Below are 17639 nucleotides of genomic sequence, written 5' to 3'. Positions count from 1 at the left end.
ATTCATGCGTCCTGCCGACCGCCTCTTCCGAATCATCCAGTTGATGCGCGCCACCGGCCGGGCGATGACCGCCGCCGAGATCGCCGAGAAGATGGAGGTCTCCCGGCGCACGATCTACCGCGACATGGAGCATCTCGTCGGATCGGGGGCGCCGATCGATGGCGAACCCGGCGTCGGTTACCTGCTGCGGGAGGATTTCGACGCGCCGCCGCTGGTCTTCACCTTCGAGCAACTGGAGGCGCTCGCCTTCGGCGTGCGGGCGGTACAGATGCTCGGCAATGATTCGCTCGGCCGCGCGGCGCGCGAGGCGCTGGAAAAGCTCGAGGCCTCGCTGCCGAAGGAGCATGTCGAGAGGCTGCGGCGGGCGCCGCTCCGGGCGTTCCGCAGCGGCAGCCATGCGGGCGTTCCGACTTCTTTTGATCTCGTCCGAAAGGCGATCTCCGCCCGTCGCAAGATCGAGATCGGCTATCACAGTCTCTCCGGAGGGGTGACCCGGCGCGTCGTTCGGCCACTCGGCCTCAGCGCCTTCGGAAATCTCTGGTTGCTGACGGCCTGGTGCGAGCTGCGTGACGGCTTCCGGGATTTTCGTCTCGACCGTCTCGAAGGTGCGATCCTGCTCGATGAAACCTTTCCGCCCGACGAGGAACGGAGTTTCGAGCGCTATCTGGACGGCGTCGCCGGTTGAAGGGGCGGCCGGTCGCGCGGCTTTCAGGCTGGGGCAAGTCTTGCGGCGTATTTTGATGTCACTTCGTTTTGAACCCGTTCTCCGGTCCTGATTCTCTTGCCCTTTTCTTCGTCTTTCCCCGCCCGGTCGACAATGAGCACACATCCCGATGTGCGTGCCGGCCGTTCGGGTGGGCTGGTGACGGACCCTTTACCATTGATCGGCATCTTCGCTTCGGGGGATGAGCGATGACGCGTGTTAGTGATTTGCTGGAAAGGGCGTGCACCAAGATCTCCGATCTGGCCGATCCCGCATGCATCAAGGACAGCGAGCTTCGCTACGTCGCCGTCAACGAGGCCTATGCGCGGCTCTTCGGCCTCCATCCCGAGGATCTTGTCGGCAAGACCGATCAGGAGCTCTTCGACCGTGTGGACGCCGGTGGACGTGACGACCGCGAGCGGCGGGCGATCGTCTTCGGGGAAGAAGAGACGGTTCTGGTCTCGGGTTGCTCCGGACGGGCGTACCGCCTGACAATCGAGCGATTCTCGAACGAAGACGGCCGCTCCTACCTTTTCGCCGAGGGAGCCGAGGCGAGCGATATCTCGGGCCAGGCGGTCACCGTCGCGCCACCGACATCTGTACCGGAGGCGAAAGAGGGCGTGGCCTCCCTGGATCGTCATGTCGAAAGCCTGCTGCGGTTCCTGCCGGTCGGTGTCCTGTTGCTCAGCGACCAGCTCGTCATCGAGTATTTCAACGAGGCTCTCGGCGCCATGCTCGGCGCCGATCGGCCAGCGCGACTCGTTGGCATGAGCTACCGGGATTTCGTCCGTAGCAACTACTGCCGGGGTGTCTACCAGCACGGGGAGGAGGATTTCGAAACCTTCTATACCCGTCGGCTCGCACAGATCCTGAGCAACGACGGGCAGGGCGGTACTGCACAGTTCGAGACGACGCGGGGAATGGTGCTGTCGGTCGTGGCCCAGTATCTGGAAAGCGGCGAGATTCTCGTTACCTACTCGGACGTGACGACCCTGCACAGGCGCGAGCAGGAAAGCGTCCTTTACCGCACGACCATCGAACAGCTACCGGTTCCCGTGTTCATTCGCGACAAGGAACATCGCTTCATCTTTGCCAACAAGGCTTACGAGGAGATGCATCAGTGCACGCTGGAAAGCGTGTACGGGCTCGACGAGGAGCAGATGATTCCCGAACTCGGCGCGGAGTTTCATCGGGACAATGTCGAAGTGCTGCGGACCGGAGAGTTGATCGAACGAGCTGCCGACGTGACCCTTCCGGACGGCCGTCCCGCTGCCGTCGTCACGCGGGTGAGCCGGATCATCACGCCGAACCAGACGCCCTACCTCGTCGGCTCCATCTCGGATGTGACGCTGCTCAAGGCACGCGAGCAGCAGTTGCTGGATGCGCAGGCACGGACCGAAAAGCTCTATCACGGGCTCGAATCCGTGCTGCAAACCATGCCGGTCGGCGTCGTCGTGCTGAACCAGAATCTCGTCGTGGAGTTTTCCAACCCGCGGAGCCGCGAGATCTGGGCTTGGCCGGATGGGGCACCGCTCGAGGGTCTCTCGTTCAGAAGTTATACGAAGGCGAACTTCGATCGCGGTTGGGGCTGGCCGGACAACCAGCCCTTCGAGACCGGTCTCGTCGCGCGCATTGCGGAGTTGCAGGCCCTCGACGGCACGATGCAGCATGAGGTCGTCTACCCGGACGGCAAGCAGGTGCTGATTACCACGACGAAGCTGTTCGACAACAAGATCCTGATTACCTATTCCGACCTCACTGCCTTCCGCAGGCAGGAGCAGGAAATCACCGAGGCGCGCCTGCAACTGGAGCGGCTCGGCCAGTTCATGCACGATGCAACGCGGGTCATGTCGCAGGGCCTAGCCTTCGTCGAGGACGGCGTGATCCTGCAGTCGAACGAGGCGCTGGCGCGAATCCTGAATGTCCCGGCGCGGCTTGTGGAGCCAGGCCAGAGCTGGCATGCCTCCTTCGCCTATTGCGCCAGGCGCGGGGATTTCGGCGCCGATCCGATGGAGCGGCTCGGCAAGTGGCAGGAGAAGATCGAGGCGCAGAAGGGTTTCTCCGAGGTCTTCCTCGCCGACGGCCGGACTTGGGTCCAGGTCGATGCGACGGTGAGCGGCCGCGGACACTGGATGCTCGTCTATTCGGACATAACGGAGATGAAGAAGCGCGAGCATGAGCTCACGGTCCTGCTCGCGCGGAGCGAAGCGGCAGACCGGGCGAAGTCGGAGTTCCTGGCCAACATGAGTCATGAAATCCGCACACCGATGAACGGGGTGCTCGGCATGGCGGAGCTGCTGGCCGGCTCCAATCTCGACACCCGCCAGAAGACCTTCGTCGATATCATCGTGAAATCCGGCAAGGCCCTGCTGACCATCATCAACGACATTCTCGATTTCTCGAAGATCGACGCCGGGCAGATGCAGTTGCGCAAGATGGCGTTCGATCCGATCGACGCGGTCGAAGACGTGGCGACGCTGCTTTCTACGGCGGCAGCAGAAAAGGACATTGAACTCGTCGTGGAAGGAGATGCCGCCGCCCGCCATCTGATCATCGGCGATGCCGGGCGGTTCCGGCAGATCGTCACCAATCTGGTCGGCAACGCCATCAAGTTCACCGAGAAGGGGCATGTGCTCGTCGCCCTTTCCAGCGAGCCCGCCGCCGACGGCGAGGTCATGATGACGGTGAGGATCGAGGACACCGGCATCGGTATTCCGGAAGACAAGCGACGGACGATTTTCGAGAAGTTCTCGCAGGCCGACGCATCCTCGACCCGCCGGCACGAAGGGACCGGGCTCGGACTGGCGATCACCGCCGGCCTCGTCGGGCTCTTCGGGGGCAGCGTCGAGGTCGGCAGCGAACTCGGGCGAGGTTCGGTTTTCACGGTCCGACTGCCGTTCAAGACGGCAGGCACCCGCCTTCAGCATCGCGCACTGCCTCCGAATGTCGAGGGCGCGCGAGTGCTCGTCGTCGACGACAACGCCCTCAACCGGAACATTCTTGCCGAACAGCTCGTCGGCTGGGGTTTCGATGGCCTGGCCGTCGATGGCGGTCCGGCCGCCTTCGCGATCATCGAGGAGGCCTTCCGCGTCGGTGTGACTGTCGATGCCCTGATCATCGACGATCAGATGCCGGGCATGAGCGGTGTCGATCTGGCGCGCAGGATTCGCGAAGACGCGCGCTTCTGCGATGTGGCGATCATCTTCCTCACGTCGATGGATGCGGTGGGCGACGAGCGCGCCTTTGAGCAGTTGAAGGTCGATGCCCATCTGATGAAGCCGGCGCGCAGCAATCTCCTGCGGAATGCGATCATCGACGTAGTGCGCGCGGCGCGCCTGCGCCATGGCAATTCTGCCTCGGAGGCAACGTCCGCCCTTCCGGATTTGTCAGGAGCCTTGCCCGCCGGTGAGGCGGAGAAGGAAACCGGTGTTGCCGCAGCCGGCTACGAAATCCTGGTGGCGGAGGACAACGAGGTCAACCAGATCGTCTTTACCCAGATCCTGCAGGCCGCCGGCCTGAGCTTTGCCATCGTCACCGACGGGCAGGCCGCCGTGAACGCCTGGGAGTGGCATTGCCCGCGTCTCATCCTGATGGATGTCTCGATGCCGGTCATGAACGGGCTTCAGGCGACGCAGACGATCCGCGAGCGCGAGAGGGCCGCGGGAGACGGCCGGCACGTCCCGATCATCGGCGTTACCGCCCATGCACTCGACAGCGACCGGGACATCTGCCTCGGTGCCGGCATGGACGACTATCTCTCCAAGCCGGTCGGACCGGAACAACTCGCCGCCAAGATGGGGCGTTGGCTCGCGGGGTCCGGGGACGGGACCAAGGCCGCCGTTTCAGGCGCCTGAACGGGCCGGCTTCACGCCGCAGAGCATTTCCCGCTTGCCGGCGAAGCCCTTTCGCCGCTCGACCTCGAAGCCTGCGGCAATCAGGTTCCGCCTGACGAAGCCCGCCGCCGCATAGGTCGCGAACGTGCCGCCCTCCACGGTTTTCGCGAAGACGGCGCTCATCAGTTCGGCCGACCACATGGCGCTGTTGCGGGAGGGCGCAAAGCCATCGAGGTACCAGGCGTCGAAGGCGAGTTCGGTGGCTGAGACGGACGCGAATGCGTCGCCGCAGACGACCGTCAGTCTCGTCGCCTCGTCAAGCGCGAGGTCGATGGTGCCGCCGGGTTCCGGCGGCCAGAGCGCCGTCAGCATCTCGCGCTCGGCTTCGATCTCCGGCCAGCGGGAGAGAGCGCGCGAAAGATCGTTTGTCGACATCGGATAAAGCTCGAAGGAGACGAGGTGCAGTGCGCCGCCGGGCCTGCGGGTGAGCTTCCACTGCCGCCAGGTCTCGCAGGCGTTGAGGCCGGTGCCGAAGCCGAGTTCGCCGATCCGGAAGAGCCCGTCCGTCTCCCAGCGCGCCGGCAGCCCGTTGCCCGAGAGGAAGACATGGCCGCATTCGAGGCGGCCGTCCGTCTGGCAATAAAAGTGATCGCCAAAGGCGGCCGAATAGGGCATATCGCCCTCGTGCCACAAGAGCGTGCCGCTGTCGCCGGCCGTCGGTATCGAACTGGATCCTGTCATGCACGTAGCCGATACTGCTCCTGTCCGCGCGGGTCAATCGCGCGTCGGCCTCCTGATCGTCGGCGGCGGCGTCATGGGCCTCTGGGCGGCCGTTCGGGCCGAGCGCCGCGGCATTGACACCCTGCTGATCGACAGCGGCCAGATCGGCCGCGGCGCGAGCGGCGGCCTCATGGGTGCGCTGATGCCGCATATGCCGGACAACTGGTCGGACAAGAAGCAGTTCCAGTTCGAGGCGCTCGTCTCGCTGGAGGAGGAGATCGCATCGCTGGAGCGTGAGACCGGTGTCTTGGCGGGCTATCGGCGCAGCGGCCGGCTGATCCCGTTGCCGAAGCCGCATTTGCGGGTGATCGCCGAAAAGCACGAGAAGGAGGCCGGCGAGCGCTGGATTGCGGGAGGCCGCAGTTTCGCCTGGAGCGTGCGTGACGCATCGCCCTGCGGAAACGACTGGCCGGCCGCCGAGCACGCCGCATCGGGCCTGGTCTTCGACACGCTGGCCGCCCATGTCTTCCCGCGTCGCGTCTCTGCTCTTCTCGGAGCCTTCCTGCGTTCGGCACGGCATGTGCGAATTCGCGAAGGCGCCGAACTCGACCGCTTCGACGCCGCCCGCGGCATTGCAACGCTCTCCACCGGAGAAGAGGTGGCTTTCGGTCACGCGATCGTCGCGGCCGGATACCGGTCGTTCCCGATCCTGGAGGCGCTTGGCGCGCCGCTTCCCCGCCCGCTCGGCCAGCCGGTGAAGGGGCAGGCGGCCCTGCTTGCTGCCGATATCGATCCTGATCTTCCGCTCCTCTATTTGGACGGACTCTACGTCGTCCCGCACGAAGGCGGGCGCGTTGCCGTCGGCAGCACCAGCGAGAACCGCTTTGCCGACCCCTTCTCGACCGACGCGCAACTGGACGAGGTCGTCGCGCGTGCGCGCGTCCTCGCGCCGGTGCTCGAAAACGCCGAGGTGGTCGAGCGTTGGGCCGGCCTGCGGCCGAAGGCGATCGACCGCGATCCGATGGTGGGAGAGCATCCCGATCACCGCAACGTGATCGCGCTGACGGGCGGTTTCAAGGTCAGTTTCGGTCTCGCGCACCGGCTCGCCGACGCCGCGCTGCAGGCCGTCGAAGGCGGCACTCCTGTTCTTCCGACATCCTTCCACCTTTCGAGCCACGTCGCCGTCGCCTCTCGTTAAACGAGAAATTTCAACGACCTCCCGTCGTCATACTGTCACGCAAATCACCTATCAGCTTGCGTGTAACGGCGATTGCTAAAGTTCGCCGTCAGCAGTCACGCGGAGAAGTTGCGATGCGGTATGCGATCTATTTCACGCCGCCTCCGGGCGATCCTCTGACCCACGCCGCTTCGGCATGGCTCGGGCGGAACGTCTTTTCGGACCTTCCCGTCGACCATCCGGTGGTGCCCGGGCTCGGTCTGCACGAGATTGCTTTCCATACGGCGCTGCCGCGCCGCGCCGGCTTCCATGCGACCTTCAAGGCACCGTTCCGGCTGGCCGAGGGGCAGACGGAGGCCTCGCTTCTCAATCGCCTCATGCGCTTTGCCGGCACCGTCGAACCGATCGCGCTTCCGCGGCTGGAGGTCGCCCGGCTCGGCGATTTCTACGGTCTCCTGCTGTCGAATGCCTGCCCGCCGCTCGACCATCTCGCTGCGTCCGTCGTCCAGGAGTTCGATGCCTTCCGTGCGCCGTTCAGCGAGGCGGAGATCGAACGGCGCAGTCCGGAAGGACTGTCGGCGCCGCAGTTCGCCAATCTCTACCGCTGGGGCCATCCTTACGTGATGGACGAGTTTCGCTTTCACATGACGCTGACGGGGCCGCTGCTCGCCAAGGATTTTCAGAGGGTCGAAGCGGCACTGCGTCGCCATTTCGATCCTGTGCTGCAGGACCGGCTGGTCGTCGCCAATCTCGCGCTCTTTGTCGAGCGGGAGCCGGGCGCGCCCTTCCAGGTGCATTCGCTGCACCCGCTCGGCCGAATTTCGGTGCGCAAGATCGCCTGACCGGGCGGTCGTCACCGCTGCCGGAAAGGCAGCGCTCCGCGCATCTTTTCCGTCTCGACATCGCCGGTCTCCGTGCTTACCGTTCGGCATCCGCATGACGAAGGTGATTTGATGCTGAAGGACGATTATCCGCGTGATCTCGTTGGCTACGGCCGTGCCGCTCCCGATCCGAAATGGCCGAACGACGCCCGCATTGCCGTGCAATTCGTAGTCAATTACGAGGAGGGCGGCGAAAGCTCGATCCTCGACGGTGATCCGGCGTCGGAAAACCTGCTTTCCGAGATCGTCGGGGCGCAACCCTGGCCAGGCCAGCGCAATCTCAACATGGAATCGATCTACGAATACGGTTCGCGGGCCGGTTTCTGGCGGCTCTGGCGGATGTTCACCGAACGCAAGGTGCCGGTGACCGTCTATGGCGTGACGCTTGCCATGGCCCGCAACCCGGAAGCGGTCGCCGCCATGAAGGAAGCCGGCTGGGAGATCGCCAGCCACGGGTATCGCTGGCTGGAATACAAGGATTTCCCGGAAGAGGTCGAGCGCCAGCATATTCTCGAAGCGGTGCGCCTTCACAAGGAACTGACCGGCTCGCACCCGCTCGGCATGTACCAGGGCAAGCCCTCCGAGAACACGCTCAGGCTCGTCATGGAGGAGGGCGGCTTCCTCTATTCCTCCGACAGCTATGCCGACGATCTGCCCTATTGGGTGAAGGGCCTGGACGGAAAGCCCTTCCTCATCATCCCCTATACGCTCGAAACCAACGACATGCGGTTCGCGACGCCGCAGGGCTTCAATTCCGGCGACCAGTTCTTCACCTATCTGAAGGATGCGTTCGACGTGCTCTATGCGGAGGGGAAGAGCGGCGCGCCGAAGATGATGAATGTCGGCCTGCACTGCCGCCTCGTCGGCAGGCCGGGCCGCGCCGCGGCGCTCGCCCGCTTCATCGACTACGTGCTCTCGCACGAGAAGGTCTGGATCCCGCGTCGGATCGAGATCGCCCGCCACTGGCACGAACACCACAAGCCGGACAGCATCTGACATGGTGGCCAGAGACGACTTCATCGCCCGCTTTGGCGGCGTATTCGAGCATTCCCCCTTCATTGCCGAGCGTGCTTTCGACGCGGGAGCCATTCGCGGACCTCTCACCGCCTCCGGCGTGCACGCGCCCATGTGCGCGGCATTCCGTGCAGCGAGCGAAGCGGAACGGCTCGGCGTGCTGCGCGCGCACCCGGACCTCGCGGGGCGGCTGGCGATCGCCGGCGAACTGACCGAGGACAGTCGCAAGGAACAGGCCGGCGCCGGCCTCGACCGGCTGTCGCCTGCGCAGCACGCCCGTTTCACCGCGCTCAACGAGGCCTATACGGAAAAGTTCGGCTTTCCCTTCATCATTGCCGTCAAGGGGCTGACCAGGGACGACATCCTGTCTGCCTTCGAAACCCGTATCGCCAACAGCCGAGAGCAGGAGTTCGAGACCGCCTGCGCGCAGGTCGAGAAGATTGCCCGGCTTCGACTCGAAAGCCTCATTCCGGAGAACGACTGACATGCCCGAAATTTCGACCGTCCTCCTGCCCGGTTTCGCGGCAGGCTGCGTCAACCTCGCCTCGGCTCGCCTCGGGGCGAAGGGCGTCTTTGCGACCGACGAGTTCTTCGCGCCGCTGGAGCGTATGTTGAATGACGCGCCGGCCACCTTCGATCCTGAACTCTACGACGACAACGGCAAGTACATGGACGGCTGGGAAAGCCGTCGCAAGCGCGTGCCCGGCCACGACTGGTCGGTGATCCGCCTTGCCATGCCGGGCCGGATCACCGGCTTCGACGTCGACACGCACTTCTTCACCGGCAATTATCCGCCGCACTGCTCGATTGAGGCAGCCTTCGTGGCGGACGGCGATCCGACAGATGCGACCGAATGGTCCGAACTTTTGCCCAAGAGCCCGCTCGGCCCTTCGGCGCAGCATTTCTTCGAGAATGCCGATCGCGAGCGGGTGTGGACGCATCTTCGCCTGCACATCTATCCGGACGGTGGCGTTGCCCGTCTCCGCGTCTACGGCACGGCCTATTTCGACTGGTCCAAGGTCGGATCAGACGAGGAAATCGATCTCGCTTATATCTTTCACGGTGCGAAATCGCTCGCCTGGTCGGATGCCCATTACGGTCATCCCGACAAGATGCTCGGACCGGAGCGTGGCCTCAACATGGGCGACGGCTGGGAGACCAAGCGCCGCCGCGGTCCGGGGCACGACTGGGCGGTGATCCGCCTCGGCCATCCGGGCATCATCCGCCGGGTGGTCGTCGACACGCACTTCTTCAAGGGAAATTATCCCGACACTTGCGAGTTGCTCGGCGCCTATCTGCCGGAGCTCGGCGACACGCTGTCGGAAGCCGACATCGCGGCATCGGAGGCCTGGAGACCGGTTCTTCCCCGCCAGAAGCTGGAGATGGACAAGGTCCACGAGTATGCCGGCGAAGTGATCGCCGATATCGGGCCGGTCACCCATGTGCGCTTCGCCATGCATCCCGACGGTGGCGTCATGCGCCTGCGGCTCTTCGGTGTGAAGGCCTGATTCCGAATCCGGGGCGCGCTACTGCTTGCGCGCCTCTTCCTCTTCGCGGATGGCTTCCTCGTGATACCAGCTGCCGCAGCCGCTGTCGTAGATCAGCGGGCGGGCGCGGTTCTCCTGCGCGTCCTTCAGTCTCTGGATGTTGCGAACCGGGAATTCGTAGATCTTCGCAGATTCCCGAACAATGTTCGTCGCCATGCTGCTGCCTCTCGTTTTCCATTCTGCTCCGGGCTGAGAACGCCCGGGCGCGATAATTCGTTTCTAGCAGTTTTTGAAAGCGAATGCACACCAAATGTGCTAATTGCATAAAAAGTGGGCAATTATGCATCAGGGGCGGTACTGAGCACGAATTCATCATCGCGCTCTTCCGCCGGCGGTCAAAAGTGAGGCAGGTCAGCGTCCACGAGATCGGCCGAAATTGTTAAGGAATCTTCATATCTCAGACGTGCCCGCGAACCCGTGCCTGCGACAAAACGTGCCGGCCGGAGCGTGGTCGGTCGCAGTTGGCACGGTTCCTGCTTTATTAGACGCGGAATGGCGTCGCCCGGAGGTTTCACCTTTGTGGTGCGTCAGATGAGTGCCCACTGAAGAGAGACCAAGGATGACCAAGTACAAACTCGAGTATATCTGGCTCGACGGTTACAAGCCGGTAGCGAACCTCCGCGGCAAGACGCAGGTCAAGGAATTCGACAACTTCCCGACCCTCGAACAGCTCCCGCTCTGGGGCTTCGACGGCTCTTCGACGATGCAGGCCGAAGGCCACAGCTCGGACTGCGTTCTGAAGCCCGTCGCCGTCTACCCGGACCCGGCCCGCACGAACGGCGTTCTCGTCATGTGCGAAGTCATGATGCCGGACGGCGTCACGCCGCATGCGTCGAACACCCGCGCCACCATTCTCGATGACGAGGATGCCTGGTTCGGCTTCGAGCAGGAGTACTTCTTCTACGAAAACGGCCGTCCGCTCGGCTTCCCGGAACAGGGTTTCCCGGCGCCGCAGGGCCCGTATTACACCGGCGTCGGCTACAAGAACGTCGGCGCGATCGCCCGCGAGATCGTCGAAGAGCACCTCGACCTCTGCCTCGCCGCTGGCATCAACCATGAAGGCATCAACGCCGAAGTGGCCAAGGGCCAGTGGGAATTCCAGGTCTTCGGCAAGGGCTCCAAGAAAGCCGCCGACCAGATCTGGATGGCGCGCTACCTGCTTCTCCGTCTCTGCGAAAAGTACGGCATCGACGTCGAGTTCCACTGCAAGCCGCTCGGCGACACCGACTGGAACGGCTCGGGCATGCACTGCAACTTCTCGACCAAGTACATGCGCGAAGTGGGCGGCAAGGAATACTTCGAAGCCCTCATGGCTGCCTTCGCCAAGAACTGGAAGGAGCACATCGACGTCTACGGTCCGGACAACCATATGCGCCTGACCGGCAAGCACGAGACGGCTCCGTGGAACAAGTTCTCCTACGGCATTGCCGACCGCGGCGCTTCGATCCGCGTTCCGCATTCCTTCGTCAACAACGGCTACCGCGGCTATCTCGAAGACCGCCGTCCGAACTCCCAGGGCGACCCCTATGCGATCGCCTCGCAGGTTCTGAAGACGATCTCGGAAGTTCCGCTGGCGGCTTCTGCCGCGGCCTGAAGCCCGACGAACGAACTGACATTGCGGCAGCGCCGGCGAAAGCCGGCGCTGTTTTCGTTTGCGCGGGTCTTCGCTATATTGGCGAAAGGAGACAAAGAGATGCGCCCCTCGGAAGCATTGGAGAAGAACAGGCAGGCGATCCGCGAAGCGACGAAGCGCTTCAACGCGGCGAACCCGCGTGTCTTCGGCTCCGTCGCCCGCGGCGAGGATCGGCCGGACAGTGACCTGGATATTCTGGTAGACGATCTTCCGGGCTCTACGTTGTTTACTCTCGGGGGACTACAGTCGGCGCTGGAAGACCTTCTGCAGGGCGTCCCTGTGAATCTACTTACCCCGGGTGATCTCCCGCCGGAGATCCGATCGCGAGTATTAGCCGAGGCGAGACCGGTATGAATGCCTCAGAACGCCTGCCGTTACTGCTGCGGGAGATGAGGCAGGCTGCCGGCGAGGCCAGGCAGATGCTGGGAGACCGGTCGTTCGAAGAGTTTGAGCGTGATCTGGTGCTGCAGCGGGCCATCGACATGACCCTGCTCATCGTCGCGGAAGCCGCAAGCCAGGTAACAGTGAAGGCTCCCGAATTTGTCGCCGAGCACCCGGATATACCCTGGACGGCTATGCGCGGTATGAGAAACCGCATGGCGCACGGTTATCTTTCGGTCAATCTACGTGTGGTATACGAGGCCGCTCTCGTCGAGGCGCCGGCTTTGGCCGCGACGCTGGACGGTATTCTCAACCGATACGCGCAAGGGGAATAGGATTGTCTCAGGCCCTCACGGTCCAGCCTCTCACCGCCGAAACCTTTTCCCCCTTCGGCGAGGTGATCGAGGCCGATCCCTCGACCATGCGTCTCATCAACGGCGGCACGACGGAACGCTTCCACGCGCTGTTTTCGCCGGAAGTCGCGGGCGAGGGCGCGCGGGTGATCGTCAACATTTTCCGTGGGCAGCCGCGCGCCTTCCCTTATGCGATCGGCATGATGGAGCGTCATCCGTTCGGCAGCCAGAGCTTTTCTCCCCTTTCCGGGCGGCCCTTTCTGGTCGCCGTTTCGCCAGACGAGGGCGGCAGGCCGGGGCGCCCGCAGGTCTTCCTCGCGCGACCGGACCAGGGCGTCAACTATCGCCGCAATGTCTGGCACCATCCGCTGATGGCCGTCGGGGAGGTGAGCGATTTTCTGGTTGTCGACCGGGACGGGCCCGGCAACAATCTGGAAGAGTATTTTTTCGATTCCCCGTTCACGATACTGGAGCCGCATTTATGACCGGTCTCACCACCCATGTTCTCGACACAGCGCTTGGAAAACCCGCCGAGGGCATGAAGATCCAGCTTCTGCGCATGAACGGCGAGGAGGCGGAGATCATCCGCACCGTGTTCACCAATGCCGACGGACGGATCGACGGAGGCGCGATCCTTTCGGGCGAGAATTTCAAGGTCGGCCAGTACGAACTGCTCTTCCATGCCGGCGACTACCTGCACGGACAGGGCGCGCCGCTGACGGTTCCCCCCTTCCTCGACGTGATACCGATCCGGTTCGGCGTCTGCGATCCGCAGGCGCACTATCACGTCCCGCTCCTGCTTTCGCCCTACGGATATTCGACCTACCGGGGCAGCTGAGCGATGATCTTCGCCGCGATCGCCGACATCCACGGCAATCATCTCGCCCTCGAGGCGGTGTTGAAGGATATCCGCCGGCTCGGTATCGACGCGATCGTCAATCTCGGCGATTGCTTTTCCGGACCTCTGGAGGCCGGGAAAACGGCAGAAATCCTGCTCGGACTCGGTCTTCCGACCGTGCGCGGCAACCATGATCGCTATCTCGTCGAGCAGCCCGTGGAAGCCATGGGGCCGTCGGATGCTCACGCTTTCCGGCAGCTCGACGAGCGCAGCCGGGACTGGATCAGAGCCTTGCCGTCCAACATGATCTGGCGGGACGAGGTCTATCTCTGCCACGCAACGCCGAAGGACGACAGCACGTACTGGCTGGAAACGGTCACGTCCGGTGGGCACGTCGTGCCGCGTCCGGCTACCGAAATCGAAGCGTCGGCGGCGGGCGTTTCGCAGCCGCTCATTCTCTGCGGCCACACCCATCTGCCCCGCACCGTGCGGCTTGCGGACGGGCGCCTCGTCGTCAATCCCGGCAGCGTCGGCTGCCCGGCGTATACCGACGACCGGCCCTATCCGCACAAGGTGGAAGCCCGCAACGTGCATGCCTGTTACGCCGTCTGCGAGAAGCGTGGCGACGCCTGGGCGGTCACGTTCCGGCAGGTGCCCTACGATCATATGGCTATGGCGGAGCTTGCCGCGGCGAACGGCCGATCGGACTGGGCAAGCGCTCTCGCCACGGGCTTCATCCGGTAGGGCGGAAACGGGCGCTCACCGCGCTACCGGTCAGAAGTGCTCGCCCGAGCGGAACGGGCCGACGCGGATGCCGGCGGCAACGAGATAGGCTGTCGACCAGCCGATCAGCAGGAAGCCGCACACGCCCTCCAGGGCCGAGAGCATCCGCCAGTCGGAATGGGCGACGATGTCGCCGTAGCCGACGGTGGCAAAGGTTATCGTGGAGAAGTAGAGGGCGGTAGGGAAGTCCGAAATGACGCCGATGAGGCTGTAACAGATCGCCCAGAGCCAGACTTCGCAGGTCAGAACGGCGAAGACGCCGATCACGACGCTGTTCATTGCGAGCAGGTGACTACGGCGGCGATGCAGCCGCATCCGATCCGTTATCCAGCCCATGGCATGGGTCACCCAGATCAGCCCGAAGCTGTGGATGACCACATTGAGGGAGATCATCACGGTTCCGACGAAGAGGTTCAGAAACAGCAAGCCCATGATCTATCTCCCGGGTGAAGTTCAGGCCGGCGATGTCGCCGGCTTCATCGGTTTGCCGGCCACATAGGTTTCGATGACGGAGCGGTCGTCGCCGAGCGTTTGCAGGAGGAACAGCTCTTCCGTGAGCGTGCTCACCGTTTCCATCCGGAGCTTCATCACCGGCGTGGCCGCAGCATCGAGGACGATGAAGTCGGCATCGGTGCCCGGCTCCAGCGTACCGATCCGGTCGGAGAGCGACAGGGCTTCCGCATTGCCGAGCGTCATGTGGTAGAAGCTCTCGAGCGGATTGAGGCGCTCGCCCAGCAATTGCTGGATCTTGTAGGCCTCGGCCATGGTGGAGAGCATGGAATAGCTCGTACCGCCGCCGACGTCGGTTGCGACCGCGATTCTGAGCGGCTTGCCGCGCCGCTCGTACGTCCGCCAGGGAAAGAGCCCGGAACCGAGGAAGAGGTTGGAGGTCGGGCAGTGCACGGCGACCGAGCGGGTTTCGCTCATCGCGTCCGCCTCTCGCTCCGATAGATGAATTGCGTGCCCGAACAGGCTTTTCGGTCCGAGCAGGCCGTAGCGGGCGTAGATGTCCGTATAGTCCTTCGCCTCGGGAAAGAGCTCGCAGGTGTAGCGGATCTCGTCGTGATTTTCCGACAGGTGGGTCTGGATGTGAAGATCCGGGAATTCGCCGGCGAGGACGCGGGCGACCTCCATCTGCTCCGGCGTCGAGGTGATGGCAAAGCGCGGCGTGATTGCGACGAGGTTGCGGCCGCGGCCATGCCAGGCAGCGATCACCGCCTTCGTTTCCTCGTAGGCCTGTTCCGGCGTATCGAGGAGACCCTCCGGAGCATTGCGGTCCATCATCACCTTGCCGCCGAGCATCAGCGTGCCGCGCCTGAGGCTTTCGGCGAAATAGGCGTCGGCGGAGGTCTTGTGCACTGTGCAGTAGGCGACCGCGGTCGTCGTACCGTTGCGCAGCAGCTCGTCGAAAAATTCACTCGCGATCCGCGAGGCGTGAGCCGCGTCGGCGAACCGGCGCTCCTCCGGGAAGGTATAGGTGTTCAGCCATTCGAGAAGGCCGCCGGCATAGGAGCCGATCACCTGCATCTGCGGGAAGTGCAGGTGAGTGTCGATGAAACCGGGCATCAGCAGATGGGGTCGATGGTCGATCTCGCGCGTCCCCTCCGGCGCCTTGTCCTTCACGTCTGCATAGGCGCCGCAGGCGACGATCCGGCCGCCCTCGACGATCAGCGCGCCGTCGCTCTCGTAACGATAGCATCCTTCATCGCTCGCCGATTCCGGCTTGCGGAGGAAGGAGAGAAGCCGGCCGCGGATAATCGTCCTGTCGCTCATCGGGTCCTGTTTTCCTCCACGGCGCTTTCGAACCAGGCGACGAGCAGCGCGCGTTCCTCGCCGCTCACCTCGGTTATGTTGCCGGGCGGCATGGCATGGGTGCGCCCCGCCTGCAAGTAGATTTCCCGCGCATGGGCCGCGATGTCCGCATCCGTTTCAAGCTTCACGCCCTTCGGCGGCCGCGGGATACCCTCCCAGACGGGCTGCTCGGCGTGGCACATCGAACAGCGCGACTGCACGACATCGCGGGCGGCGGAGAAATGCGCGTTCTCGGCAAATTGCCGGAAGGCCGGCGCGACAGAGCTTTCCTCGTTCGCCGGCGGCTTCTGGACGGTCGAGAGCCACATGATGACGATGAAGATCACCGTCGTCAGCATCCAGGTCCAGAGCGGGCGACCTTTGCGGGCATGCACGGTGTTGAACCAGTGTCGGATGGTGACGCCCATCAGGAAGACCAGCGCGGCGATCACCCAGTTGTAGGCCGTGGCGAAGGCCAGCGGATAATGGTTAGACAGCATGAAGAAGATGACGGGCAGCGTCAGGTAGTTGTTGTGCAGCGAGCGCTGCTTGGCGATGACGCCGTATTTCGGGTCGGGCGTGCGGCCGGCGATCAGGTCCGCGACCACGATCTTCTGGTTCGGGATGATGATCAGGAAGACGTTGGCCGACATGATCGTCGCAGTGAAGGCGCCGAGATGCAGGAAGGCGGCGCGGCCGGTGAAGACCTGCGTGTACCCCCAGGCCATGGCGACCAGCGCGACGTAGAGCACGCCCATCAGCACCCAGATGTTCCTGCCGAGCGGCGACTTGCAGAGGAGATCGTAAATGATCCAGCCGACCGCGAGCGACCCGGCGGAAAGGCCGATCGCCTGCCATTGGGTGAGGTCGAGCACGTGACGATCGATGAGGAAGAGATCGGCGCCGCCGTAATAGACGATGCAGAGCATCGCGAAGCCGGAAAGCCAGGTCGCGTAAGATTCCCATTTGAACCAGGTCAGGTGTTCCGGCATGGTGGCCGGTGCGACCAGGTATTTCTGGATATGGTAGAAGCCGCCGCCATGGACCTGCCATTCCTCGCCATAGGCACCGACCGGCAGATGCGGCCGCTTCACCAGCCCGAGGTCGAGCGCGATGAAATAGAAGGACGAACCGATCCAGGCGATGGCCGTGACGACGTGCAACCAGCGCGCCGCGAACGACAGCCATTCCCAGGCAATGGCGAATTCATACATTGAAAAACTTCCCCGTTTGTCCTCCCGGCTAGACACTGTGGAAAATATTGGCCGCCAAGGGAAGCCCCTGGCCATGGCGAGGGGCATGGCAAAGGGGGTTTATGCGAAGATTCTTTGTTCGTCCCGAAGTCTGTGAAATCAAGGCGCTTTTCCATTGGACAGCGCCGCAGTGATCCAGGCCGCGAAGGCCCGGATCTTCGGAGCATTGCGAAAGCTCACCGGTTTGCAGAAGTCTGCAGCCCCGCTGATTGATGGACGCAAGACAGCCGATGACGGTGAGTCTTCCGGCTTCACCTGAGATGAAAGGCATTCAGCGACGGAAACTATGACGATGCAAAGCGTTCCAACCCCTGTGATGATTGCACAAAGATTTGCGTTCCCATCCATCCTTGGCGCCCAATGAGGCCATGTCCAGATGGAAATACGAAGCTCTCTTCTGCGATCATAACGAGTATGCTTTCCGCCGCTTCTATGCGCGGGACATGGCCTAGTGATCGGATGATGCGGCGGGTGCGGCCCAGGGTGGCAGCGCTTCTTTCATCCATTGGTGGAAGGCGATGACCTTGGCCGACCTGCGCCGGCTTTTTGGCGAGATAAGCCAGTAGGTCCTGTCGTCCTCTTTGAAGATGTCGAAGGGCATGATCAGGCGGCCGGCCTCCAGTTCCTCGCGGTGATGTGTGGACACCCCTTCGGTCAAGGCCTGATTTGATAAAAATGAACTCCGGTAGAGTGCTCACATGTGTCCGGCCTTGATATTCGCAGCATGGAACA

20 protein-coding genes are annotated in these 17639 nt (G+C 63.3%); 14 read left to right on the top strand and 6 right to left on the bottom strand.

What is annotated here, in order from left to right; translation table 11 throughout:
• Positions 1–4: 4 nt before the first annotated feature.
• Both NHF53_RS13770 and NHF53_RS13765 read left to right on the top strand, forming a co-directional pair.
• The gene (locus NHF53_RS13770; protein ID WP_252834654.1) at positions 5–685 is read left to right on the top strand and encodes a YafY family protein; all 681 of its coding nucleotides are present in this window, start codon (positions 5–7) and stop codon (positions 683–685) included.
• A gap of 227 nt (positions 686–912) precedes the next feature.
• On the top strand, positions 913–4557 hold the full coding sequence (locus tag NHF53_RS13765; protein WP_252834653.1) for a response regulator: 3645 nt from the start codon (positions 913–915) through the stop codon (positions 4555–4557).
• On the opposite strand, the gene mnmD is transcribed toward NHF53_RS13765, so the two are convergent.
• Positions 4546–5277, bottom strand: coding sequence for a tRNA (5-methylaminomethyl-2-thiouridine)(34)-methyltransferase MnmD (mnmD, locus tag NHF53_RS13760; RefSeq protein WP_252834652.1), 732 nt, complete (start codon positions 5275–5277; stop codon positions 4546–4548). The two genes, NHF53_RS13765 and mnmD, sit on opposite strands and share 12 nt — an antisense overlap.
• Here mnmD and NHF53_RS13755 point away from each other — a divergent pair.
• The 5 genes from NHF53_RS13755 to alc all read left to right on the top strand — a co-directional run bounded on the left by NHF53_RS13755 (position 5276) and on the right by alc (position 9836).
• Positions 5276–6454, top strand: a complete 1179-nt coding sequence (locus tag NHF53_RS13755) for an FAD-binding oxidoreductase (RefSeq protein WP_252834651.1) — start codon at positions 5276–5278, stop codon at positions 6452–6454. The genes mnmD and NHF53_RS13755 overlap by 2 nt on opposite strands.
• 113 nt (positions 6455–6567) lie before the next feature.
• Positions 6568–7275 (top strand): DUF1045 domain-containing protein, encoded by a 708-nt coding sequence (locus NHF53_RS13750; protein WP_252834650.1) that lies wholly within the window; start codon positions 6568–6570, stop codon positions 7273–7275.
• Positions 7276–7386: 111 nt separating this feature from the next.
• Entirely contained in the window at positions 7387–8310 is a 924-nt protein-coding gene (gene puuE, locus NHF53_RS13745; RefSeq protein ID WP_252834649.1) for an allantoinase PuuE, read from the top strand.
• Position 8311: 1 nt separating this feature from the next.
• The gene (uraD, locus tag NHF53_RS13740; RefSeq protein ID WP_252834648.1) at positions 8312–8812 is read left to right on the top strand and encodes a 2-oxo-4-hydroxy-4-carboxy-5-ureidoimidazoline decarboxylase; all 501 of its coding nucleotides are present in this window, start codon (positions 8312–8314) and stop codon (positions 8810–8812) included.
• Between the two features lies 1 nt (position 8813).
• Positions 8814–9836, top strand: coding sequence for an allantoicase (alc, locus tag NHF53_RS13735; RefSeq protein ID WP_252834647.1), 1023 nt, complete (start codon positions 8814–8816; stop codon positions 9834–9836).
• An 18-nt stretch (positions 9837–9854) separates the two neighbouring features.
• Here the strand turns inward: alc and NHF53_RS13730 are convergent, their stop codons facing one another.
• The gene (locus NHF53_RS13730; protein WP_114361233.1) at positions 9855–10031 is read right to left on the bottom strand and encodes a DUF2735 domain-containing protein; all 177 of its coding nucleotides are present in this window, start codon (positions 10029–10031) and stop codon (positions 9855–9857) included.
• A gap of 403 nt (positions 10032–10434) precedes the next feature.
• On the opposite strand from NHF53_RS13730, the gene NHF53_RS13725 reads away from it, so the two are divergent.
• The 6 genes from NHF53_RS13725 to NHF53_RS13700 all read left to right on the top strand — a co-directional run bounded on the left by NHF53_RS13725 (position 10435) and on the right by NHF53_RS13700 (position 13824).
• A complete protein-coding gene (locus tag NHF53_RS13725; RefSeq protein WP_252834646.1) occupies positions 10435–11469 on the top strand; it encodes a glutamine synthetase beta-grasp domain-containing protein in 1035 nt (344 codons plus the stop codon).
• A 99-nt stretch (positions 11470–11568) separates the two neighbouring features.
• Positions 11569–11862 (top strand): nucleotidyltransferase family protein, encoded by a 294-nt coding sequence (locus NHF53_RS13720; protein ID WP_114361235.1) that lies wholly within the window; start codon positions 11569–11571, stop codon positions 11860–11862.
• Positions 11859–12224 (top strand): DUF86 domain-containing protein, encoded by a 366-nt coding sequence (locus NHF53_RS13715; RefSeq protein ID WP_252834645.1) that lies wholly within the window; start codon positions 11859–11861, stop codon positions 12222–12224. The genes NHF53_RS13720 and NHF53_RS13715 overlap by 4 nt, the downstream gene beginning before the upstream one ends.
• Positions 12225–12226: 2 nt before the next feature.
• Complete coding sequence (locus tag NHF53_RS13710; RefSeq protein WP_252834644.1) at positions 12227–12727, top strand: ureidoglycolate lyase; 501 nt, start codon at positions 12227–12229, stop codon at positions 12725–12727.
• On the top strand, positions 12724–13080 hold the full coding sequence (gene uraH / locus NHF53_RS13705; RefSeq protein WP_114361238.1) for a hydroxyisourate hydrolase: 357 nt from the start codon (positions 12724–12726) through the stop codon (positions 13078–13080). The genes NHF53_RS13710 and uraH overlap by 4 nt, the downstream gene beginning before the upstream one ends.
• Before the next feature lie 3 nt (positions 13081–13083).
• Positions 13084–13824, top strand: a complete 741-nt coding sequence (locus tag NHF53_RS13700) for a metallophosphoesterase (RefSeq protein WP_252834643.1) — start codon at positions 13084–13086, stop codon at positions 13822–13824.
• Positions 13825–13854: 30 nt separating this feature from the next.
• Here the strand turns inward: NHF53_RS13700 and NHF53_RS13695 are convergent, their stop codons facing one another.
• The 3 genes from NHF53_RS13695 to puuD are packed head-to-tail and all read right to left on the bottom strand — an operon-like array spanning position 13855 to position 16868.
• On the bottom strand, positions 13855–14295 hold the full coding sequence (locus NHF53_RS13695; protein ID WP_252834642.1) for a potassium channel family protein: 441 nt from the start codon (positions 14293–14295) through the stop codon (positions 13855–13857).
• A gap of 21 nt (positions 14296–14316) precedes the next feature.
• Positions 14317–15636: a guanine deaminase gene (guaD, locus tag NHF53_RS13690; protein ID WP_252834641.1), complete on the bottom strand. Its 1320-nt coding sequence runs from the start codon at positions 15634–15636 to the stop codon at positions 14317–14319.
• On the bottom strand, positions 15633–16868 hold the full coding sequence (puuD, locus tag NHF53_RS13685) for a urate hydroxylase PuuD (RefSeq protein ID WP_252834640.1): 1236 nt from the start codon (positions 16866–16868) through the stop codon (positions 15633–15635). The genes guaD and puuD overlap by 4 nt, the downstream gene beginning before the upstream one ends.
• 154 nt (positions 16869–17022) lie before the next feature.
• Here puuD and NHF53_RS13680 point away from each other — a divergent pair, with 154 nt between their 5' ends.
• The gene (locus NHF53_RS13680; protein ID WP_252834639.1) at positions 17023–17166 is read left to right on the top strand and encodes a hypothetical protein; all 144 of its coding nucleotides are present in this window, start codon (positions 17023–17025) and stop codon (positions 17164–17166) included.
• 189 nt (positions 17167–17355) lie between these two features.
• Here the strand turns inward: NHF53_RS13680 and NHF53_RS13675 are convergent, their stop codons facing one another.
• Entirely contained in the window at positions 17356–17553 is a 198-nt protein-coding gene (locus NHF53_RS13675) for a hypothetical protein (protein WP_252834638.1), read from the bottom strand.
• Positions 17554–17639 lie beyond the last annotated feature (86 nt).

It is taken from the genome of Ciceribacter sp. RN22 (assembly GCF_024054295.1).
GTDB classification, from domain to species: Bacteria; Pseudomonadota; Alphaproteobacteria; order Rhizobiales; family Rhizobiaceae; genus Allorhizobium; species Allorhizobium lividum.
Note: the sequence above shows the minus strand (reverse complement) of the source record. Positions and strands in the feature narration are given on the sequence as shown.